This window comes from Mesorhizobium sp. WSM4830 (assembly GCF_055811495.1).
The window spans coordinates 58,912-67,222 of sequence record NZ_JBVVQI010000023.1 but is presented as its reverse complement, the minus strand read 5'-3'; the positions used below and the strand labels follow the sequence as shown (position 1 = coordinate 67,222).

At 61.9% G+C, this 8,311-nt stretch carries 8 protein-coding genes; 4 read left to right on the top strand and 4 right to left on the bottom strand.

Going from position 1 to position 8,311, the window contains the following annotated elements; translation table 11 throughout:
• Positions 1 to 235 precede the first annotated feature (235 nt).
• On the bottom strand, positions 236 to 607 hold the full coding sequence (locus tag AC0L2Y_RS24965) for a winged helix-turn-helix transcriptional regulator (protein WP_352490224.1): 372 nt from the start codon (positions 605 to 607) through the stop codon (positions 236 to 238).
• 110 nt (positions 608 to 717) lie between these two features.
• Between AC0L2Y_RS24965 and AC0L2Y_RS24960 the strand changes: the two genes are divergently transcribed.
• Complete coding sequence (locus AC0L2Y_RS24960) at positions 718 to 1,467, top strand: SDR family oxidoreductase (protein WP_473560247.1); 750 nt, start codon at positions 718 to 720, stop codon at positions 1,465 to 1,467.
• A 235-nt stretch (positions 1,468 to 1,702) separates the two neighbouring features.
• Positions 1,703 to 2,527: a DUF2189 domain-containing protein gene (locus AC0L2Y_RS24955; protein ID WP_352490223.1), complete on the top strand. Its 825-nt coding sequence runs from the start codon at positions 1,703 to 1,705 to the stop codon at positions 2,525 to 2,527.
• Positions 2,528 to 2,533: 6 nt separating this feature from the next.
• Here the strand turns inward: AC0L2Y_RS24955 and AC0L2Y_RS24950 are convergent, their stop codons facing one another.
• Positions 2,534 to 3,166, bottom strand: a complete 633-nt coding sequence (locus AC0L2Y_RS24950) for a LysE family translocator (protein WP_352490222.1) — start codon at positions 3,164 to 3,166, stop codon at positions 2,534 to 2,536.
• Between the two features lie 118 nt (positions 3,167 to 3,284).
• On the bottom strand, positions 3,285 to 5,252 hold the full coding sequence (locus tag AC0L2Y_RS24945) for a pilus assembly protein TadG-related protein (RefSeq protein ID WP_473560196.1): 1,968 nt from the start codon (positions 5,250 to 5,252) through the stop codon (positions 3,285 to 3,287).
• 339 nt (positions 5,253 to 5,591) lie between these two features.
• On the opposite strand from AC0L2Y_RS24945, the gene AC0L2Y_RS24940 reads away from it, so the two are divergent.
• Complete coding sequence (locus tag AC0L2Y_RS24940; protein ID WP_352490221.1) at positions 5,592 to 6,452, top strand: TIGR01459 family HAD-type hydrolase; 861 nt, start codon at positions 5,592 to 5,594, stop codon at positions 6,450 to 6,452.
• A gap of 31 nt (positions 6,453 to 6,483) precedes the next feature.
• Entirely contained in the window at positions 6,484 to 7,467 is a 984-nt protein-coding gene (locus tag AC0L2Y_RS24935; protein ID WP_473560195.1) for a bifunctional riboflavin kinase/FAD synthetase, read from the top strand.
• Positions 7,468 to 7,539: 72 nt separating this feature from the next.
• Here the strand turns inward: AC0L2Y_RS24935 and AC0L2Y_RS24930 are convergent, their stop codons facing one another.
• A complete protein-coding gene (locus AC0L2Y_RS24930) occupies positions 7,540 to 8,094 on the bottom strand; it encodes an HdeD family acid-resistance protein (protein WP_473560194.1) in 555 nt (184 codons plus the stop codon).
• Positions 8,095 to 8,311: the final 217 nt, after the last annotated feature.

Genomic DNA, 8,311 nt, shown 5'->3' with positions numbered 1-8,311 from the left:
TAAGGTCCAGTGCGCAGATAAATAATCCAACGGCGTCGCGTCAGCGGCGCCGTTTGTTTTTTTTTTTTTTTGTTTTGGGGGAAAAAACGTTTGTGGTGGGGGTGTGGGGGGGGGTGTTTGGAACCCCCCCGCAACCCCACCCCCCCGCCGGCGGGGGGCCCTTCGGGGGGCCCCCCCGGGGGGCTGACCGCCCGTGGCTTTGGCCGGGCAGGGCAAACAATCCGTCCACAATCAGTCAGGTGATCAGGTGGGATGCGTTGACACGCATCCAGTCGGCCAGCGAATCCAGCGTGCCACGCAAGGTTCTGCCCAGCGGCGTTATCTCATACTCCACGCGCGGCGGCATCTCGGCATAGACCCTCCGATAGACCAGACCGCGATGTTCGAACAGGCGCAGCTGCCGCGTGAGCTCCTTTTGCGTAATCGGTGCGACGGCCCTCTGGAGCTCGCCGAAGCGGATCGGACAACCGGTGACGATCAGGCGATAAAGAATGGGAATGGCCCATTTTCCCGAAACTAGATTGACGAAATCGATCATCGGGCAACGATCGGTCGCGCCATTTCCGCCTTCGACTGGCGTTACCTCGATGGCTTTTGCCTGCGCCATGAAATTATTTCCTTTAGTACCCATTCGGTGCCTACTATACAAAGCATACTATCATGTCGACAATGCCGTTCTCATCGTCTTTGGGAAGGCAAATAATGGGTCGCCAAATCATGGGTCGCTTGAAAGGCAAATATGCCCTCATTACCGGGGCAACCAGCGGCATCGGCCTCGAAACCGCGCGCCAGTTCCTGGCCGAGGGCGCTACAGTGGCAATCACCGGCAGGAGCCCATCCGGGCTGGAGGCTGCGCAGCGCGAACTGGGCGGATCGGCGCAGGTGATCAGGAATGATGCCGGCAATCTTGCCGATCAGCGCGCGCTTGCCGCCGAACTCGCGCAGTGCTGGCCTCGGCTCGATATACTGAACATCAACGCCGGCGATGTGATGCATCAGCCGCTGCAGGATTGGGACGAGGTGGTCTATGACCGTCTGATGCAGACCAATCTCAAGGGGCCGTTCTTTTTGATCCAAGCCCTGTTGCCGATGTTCTCCAACCCGTCGTCGATCATCCTGTGCGGTTCGGTCAGTGCCCATATCGGCCTGCCCCAGAGCAGCGCCTACGCCGCCAGCAAGGCTGGCCTCCTGTCGTTGGCGCGCACCCTCTCGGGTGAGATGATCGAGCGCGGTATTCGCGTCAATGGCCTCAGCCCCGGGCCGACCGAGACGCCGGCCCTGGGCAAGCTGGGTTTGCCAGAAGCAGAAGAGAAGGCGCTGGGCGATCAGATACGCGCGCTAGTGCCGATCGGCCGGATGGGCAAACCCTGGGAACTCGCCAAGGCGGCGGTGTTTCTAGCATCGGATGAGTCGAGCTTCGTCGTTGGCACGGAACTGCTCGTCGATGGCGGCGTCGGAAACCTCTAGAGCATTTTGCAGCCAAGTGGTTACACTTGGCGTCGCACAAATGCGGCTGAAACAAACAGATAGAGCGGGATGCCCCGTGCAATCCAATGCATCCCGCTCTATCCGGATTTACCATCGCGACCATCGACTTGGCGACAATCACCCCTAAATCGACTACCATAGTGCCTGTTTCTTGAAGTGGCAGCTGCGGGCGGCCATCCTGGCGGTGACCGTCCCGACACACGGGAGAAAGGTTATGGCCGGCTTTCATGTCATGGCGGACGCACGTGGAATGCATGTACAGCCCACGGTGCGCCGCATCAGCACCGAGGATCTGCTCGATGCGCTCCGTCTCGGCGTAGAGGATTTCTGGGCCAAGCCGTCGCATTACGTGTTCCTGTGTCTGATCTATCCGGTGGTCGGCCTGATCCTGACGCAGTGGACATCGGGCTCGAACGCCATCCAACTCATCTATCCGCTGATGTCCGGCTTCGCTTTGGTCGGTCCGTTTGCCGCTATCGGCCTTTACGAAATCAGCCGCCGGCGCGAGTTCGGCATGGATACATCCTGGTGGCATGCGCTCGACGTGCGCCACTCGCCGGCGCTGCCCGCGATTGCAGTCATCGGCATCATGCTGGTGGTACTGTTCCTGCTCTGGCTGTTCACCGCGCAATCGATCTACACCAGCCTGTACGGCAATCAGCCTCCGACCTCTATTGTCGGCTTTATTCGCGAGGTGCTGACGACCAGCAAAGGCTGGACGCTGATCCTGCTCGGCAACCTGGCCGGGTTCGCCTTCGCCGCGGTCGTGCTGGCGACGACCGTCGTCGCCTTTCCGCTGCTGCTCGACCGCGATGTCGGCGCGGTCTCGGCAGTCGAGACGTCGGCGCGCGCGGTCTTGACAAACCCGCTGCAGATGGCGCTGTGGGGCCTGATGGTTGCCGTGCTCCTGGTCATCGGCTCGATCCCGCTATTTGCCGGGCTTGCCGTCGTCATGCCCATCCTTGGCCATGCGACTTGGCATCTCTACCGCAGGGTGGTCGAACCGGAGCGGACAGAGCAGGTCAGGCGGCCGATGTAGGACCGATCAGCGTTGCGCGTCGGTTGCCATCTTGACGGCCAGCGCGGTCAGCACCGTGCCCATCAGCCAGCGCTGGATCACCAGCCATAGCGGCCGCCCGGCTAGGAAGATGGCAATTGAGCCGGCCGTCACCGCGATGATGGCGTTGACGGTCAGGCTGATCGCGACCTGCGTGGCACCGAGCACCAGAAGCTGCGACAGCACATGCCCCTTGCCGGGGCTGATGAATTGCGGCAGCAGCGACAGATAGAGCACTGCCACCTTTGGGTTGAGCAGGTTGGTCATCAGCCCCATGGCGAACAGCTTGCGCGGCCTGTCTTTCGGTAGTTCGCGGATCTGGAACGGCGAGCGCCCGCCGGGCTTCACCGCTTGCCAGGCGAGCCACAGCAAATAGAGCGCGCCGGCAAGGCGCAGCACATCATAGGCAAAGGGCACGGCGAGCAGCAGCGCGGTGATGCCGAACGCCGCCGACAGCACGTAGAACAAGAACCCGAGCGCCACGCCGCCCAGCGAGATCAGCCCGGCCTTCGGCCCTTGCGACAGCGAGCGCGAGATCAGATAGATCATGTTCGGGCCGGGCGTCAGCACCATGCCGAGGCAGACCAGCGCAAAGGCAAGGTGGTTGGCGGGTTCAGGCAAGAGCGCATCTCCGGATGAGGACACTCACCACATGCTTCCATCACCCGCAAGGGCATGAGGGCAGGAGCCTTTGCGCCAGCGCGCCGGGCCCCTGCCTTAGTCGCCAATCCGATCGCCTTCAGCCGACGATGCGCAGGTTCGACAATTCGTTGGCGATTTCCTTGAAATTGTCGGACAGCGTCGCGCCGGTTGCATTCCAGAACAGCTTGGCAGGCTTGCTCGGGTCGGCCGAATCCTTGCGGAAGCGCGAATCCGAGGAACATGCCTTCAGCGCATCGATTGCCTTCTTGTCGCTGGCATCTGTGGGCGACAGGTCGAGCGCCACCGTCATCACCAGAATGTTCGAATTCTTTGCATTGGCGCAGAGCGTTTTCATCTGCTCGTCGAGTGCTGCCGTGTAGTTGGCACCGGTATAGGTGGTCTTGCCGATATCGGTGCTGGTATTCATGAACAGGCGGGTCACGCTTCCAGATCCCGGATAGGTCAGGCCAGTGTAGCCGTAGGCGGCGTAGGTCGACCTGTTGTTGGCGTAGCTGCCGTCGCTGACGGCGCTATAGGTATTAGCTCCGTCGGTCAGCACCACGACCACCTTGTCGTTGCCCCTCTCGCTGTTCGGCCGGCCATCGGTGAACGGTGGGTTGCTCGATACCGTTCGCCAGCCCCAGGCAAGTCCCTCCGGTACGTTGGTGTTGCCGTTCGGCGCCATGGCGTCGATGGCGTCCTTGATCTCCTGCTTCTCGGCGTCCTGGCTGACGTCTTTCAACGGCGTGATCGGGTTTGTGGTGCAGGAGGAGTTCGGGCCATCGCCCGCGGCTGCGGATTGCGAACCGTATGGTTTTAACAGGAAATATTTGCGCATGTCAGACTGGCGCTGGGAAGCGGTAGGACCGGCGACATAGGGCCAATCGGCCCACCAGTTGTTGCCGTAATTGTAGGACGTGCTGATGACGTCGTTGATGCCGTCACGGTTGAAATCGAGCCACAGAGTGCCAGCCTCGTCCGGGGCGAACATCGGCACGAAAAGCGTGGCCGGCGCGGCTGTGTCGGGCGTGGTGTCGTCGACGTTGTAGGGATATGGCCGTGCCTCGACGCAACCTTGCCAGCTCGCATAGCGACTAGTGGTGTAGATATATTCCGGTGCGCTCCAATGGCCGTACTGGCAGGTGCCGTTCTTCTTGTATGTGTCGCAGACATATTGCTTCGAATTGGGTACCTCTTCGCGGCCCGATTCGACCGTCATGTCTGCGTAGAGGCTGAAACGGGTCAGCGGCTGGTCCTTGGTCTCGCCCCAGCCGGCGCCGCGCTTGTACCAGATGCCATTGAGCTTCTCGGCGTATTTGTCCGGATTGTTGGCAGCGCTCATCGTCGTCCAGTCGAAATCCTCGTGCTGGATCGGGGAGATGCCGTCCTGATCCATCCAGCCGTCCTGGTCGTGGGTAGGGCCGACATTGACCGAGGCCGCAAACGGCACGAGAGAAAACTGCACCGGTTTGGTGATCTGCTTCATCTGCTGCGCTTGAAGCGCCAGCGTATCGACAAGCTGCTTTGCGGCCAACTTCAGCAAGTCTATTCGCTTCTCGCCGGTGCCGGAGCCGAGATCGCTCATCGAGCCTGAATTATCCAGCACCAGCGCGACTTCGAGGGTGTTCTTAAGACGGAGTTCCGAACATTCGGTGAAGGTCGTGTCACCTGCCGTGCCGCCGATCAGCAGGCTGGCGGCCGGTAGAAAATAGGGGTGGAAGGTGAGGCCGGCGCAGAGCTTCAAGGTGCCGCCGCCGGCATTGTTGTTGGGCAGCGTGACGGTCAGCGCTGTGTTCGCCGGGTCGATGCGTGCGAGATTGGTTTCGAAAAATGTCTTGGCGTAGGCCTTGACGTCGTCGTCGCTGGCGCCGGCGACGATCTGCTGGGCGGCGGCGAGGCCGGCCGCATCAAGTGCGTTCAGCGTTTCGTGCTTTTGGCGCAGCAACTCCCCGTAATCGACACTGAGCGCCAGACCGGCCATCAGCGGCACAATGGTGATTGCAGTCATTAAGGAGTAGTTGCCACGTCTGTCGTATCGGAATTTTCCGATTATTGCCTTCAGCATTCCCGCCCGCCCCATTTTTCCCGGACGATGCCACGCATGTTTAAATTTCCGATTGCTGAAATGCGTTCAAGGCCGGTACGGTTTTTCAATCCCCGTTAACCACACGTCCGCAATCGGCAATGCTGCTCCGGGCTTCCCGCGGCAAAACCTCTAAAAAAGGGGATAAGGCGCTGGAAAAGAAAAACTTTCACCATCATTTCCTCGTCGGCGTCGCCGGACGACAATCTTGCGGACACAACGAAAGCTGGTGACATGGCGAAGCGCTTCGGTTAATCCGGGCCGGCCGCTACGGACCGTCGGTCGCGGCGCTTGCAAGCATCATGGTACAGGGACAACGGCATGGCGGATTCGCCCGACATCATCGGTTCGCTCGCAGACCTGTCGGGAGCCTATTCAGCCATCCTGTGCGACGTCTGGGGCGTGGTGCACAATGGTGAATGGCATTTCCCCGCGGCGGCTGCCGCGCTGATCACTGCTCGCGCGGCGAAAATACCTGTCGTGCTGATCACCAATTCGCCGCGCCGCAGCGCCGACGTGGTGGCGCAGATGAACGCCATCGGCGTCCCTCCCGCCGCCTACGACCGTGTCGTGACGTCCGGCGACGTTACCCGCGACCTGATCGCCGAAGGGCCGCGAAAGATCTTCCATATTGGCGCCGATCGGGATTTCACGCTCTATGACGGCCTCGACGTCGAACTCGTCGAGGAGTTCGAAGCATCCGGTGTGGTCTGCACCGGCCTGTTCGACGACGAGGTGGAGAAGCCGGAAGATTATGCCGATCTTCTGCAGAGGCTGCGTGCTAGGAACCTGCCCTTCATTTGCGCCAATCCCGACATCGTCGTCGAGCGCGGCGAACGCATGATCTGGTGCGCAGGCGCTTTGGCCCGCGAATACGCACAGCTTGGCGGACGCACGCTGATCGCCGGCAAACCCTACGCGCCGGTCTATGACGTCGCCATGAAGGAGATCGCCGTCATTCTCGGCCGCCCGGTCGAGCGTTCGCAAGTTCTGGCCATCGGCGACGGTATGATGACCGACATCAAGGGCGCGGCCGACAATGGCTTCGACGTGCTCTACGTATCGGGCGGCATCCATGCCCGCGATTACGGTGAAGCGCTGCAGCCGGATCCGGCCAGGCTCGCGGCCTTTCTGGAAAAATACGGCTACAGGCCGGTCGCGGTGATTCCCAGACTGCAATAAGTTCAGGCCCAGACGGCAATAGGTTCAAGCCATGACGGCAATGTTCGAACGCATTTCCGCAACCGCACCGCTGCCGGCCCATCTGCGCGGCGGCGTGGTGGCTATCGGCAATTTCGACGGCGTCCACCGCGGCCACCAGGCGGTGCTCGAACGCGCGCGCGCCGAGGCGGAGCGTCGCGGCGTACCCGCCCTGGTGCTGACCTTCGTACCGCATCCGCGAAAGGTGTTCAGGCCGGACATGCCGCTGTTCGTGCTGACGCCGCCGCCGATGAAGGCGCGGCTATTGTCGCACCTGGGCTTTGCGGCGCTGGTCGAGCAGCCGTTCACACGCGAGTTCGCCTCCTTGTCGGCGGAGGCTTTCGTCACCGGCGTGCTCGAGCGCAACCTCGGCATAAGCCACGCCGTCACCGGCTTCGATTTCCATTTCGGCAAGGACCGCCAGGGCGGCCCGGCCTATCTGATGGCGGCCGGCGAGCGCCACGGCTTCGGCGTCACGCTGGTCGATGCGTTTCGCGACGAAAGCGCCGAGGTGGTGTCGTCGAGCCGCATACGCACGCTGCTGTGCGAGGGCAATGTGGCCGAGGCCGCCGGCTTGCTCGGCTATCGTTTCACCGTCGAGGCGGAGGTGATCGGCGGCCAGCAGCTCGGCCGGACGCTTGGCTTTCCGACCGCAAACATGAGGCTTTCGCCGAAAGCCACCCTCAAAGAAGGGATTTATGCCGTCCGCTTCCGCCGCGCCGACGGTTCGCTGCATGATGGCGTCGCCAGCTTCGGCCGCCGGCCGACGGTCGACGACAATGGCGCGCCGCTGCTGGAGACCTTCGTCTTCGACTTTTCCGGCGACCTCTATGGCGAGATTTGTGCCGTGTCCTTCTTCGGCTACCTGCGCTCGGAGGTGAAGTTCGACGGGCTTGACGCGCTAGTCGCCCAGATGAAGCGCGACGAGGCCGAGGCGAAGGCACTGCTCGCCGGCGTCAGGCCGCTTTCCGGGCTGGACGCGGCCATAGCTTTTTAGAGCATGGTCCCGAACTGAAGGTCAGCGAAGCAAAAAGTGGGAACCGGTTTTCCGATTAAGCTCAACCAGAATTTATCTCTTCAGTGCCAGCCCAAGGGCGATGAAGGTCCAGCCCTGGAAGATCAGGTCGACGGCCAGGAACAGGCCGAGCACCCACACGCTGTTGACCGGCCAGCCCATGGCGATGACCAGTCCCGCCAGTGCGCTGATGATGCCGGCCGCGACCACCCAGCCCCAGCCCGGCTGCGGCCGGTGGCTGTAGCCTACCCAGGCCCTGAGCGCGCCTGAGGCAAGCAGTGCGACCGCCAGGAGGAAGGTCAGCACCGTCGAGGCGAGGACCGGATTGTCGAAGGCGAAGAAGCCGGCGACGGCGTAGAGGAGGCCGCTGAGCAGCCAATAGAAGAAGCGGCCCCATGTCTTTACGCCGAAGGCATGGATGATCTCGACAATGCCGGCCATCAGCATCAGCCAGCCCACGACAAAGACGGAGGCGACGGTTGCGATGAACAGATTGCCGAAGGCGATGCCGCCGAAGACAAGCAGCAGCACTCCGAGCGCGACGAACCATCCCCATTTCGCCCGCGTCTGGCTGATCGCATCTTTCATGGCATCGCTGTGCACGGTCATTGCCCTTCTCCCTCAAGGTCGCCTGGCTTCTTTGTTCCGGAAGGTAGCGCCGATCGCCTTGCCCGTCCAGCGAGCAGGCTGTGAGCGCCACACTCCGGAGCGGTCCGCTAAACCTCCGTTTTTGACCCGAAGCGGCCAAATACCAGATGGAATATTCGATCATGTGCGGGGGGTGGGCCGGTGCTAAAGATGACAAGCGGGTTTACGGCGGCGACCC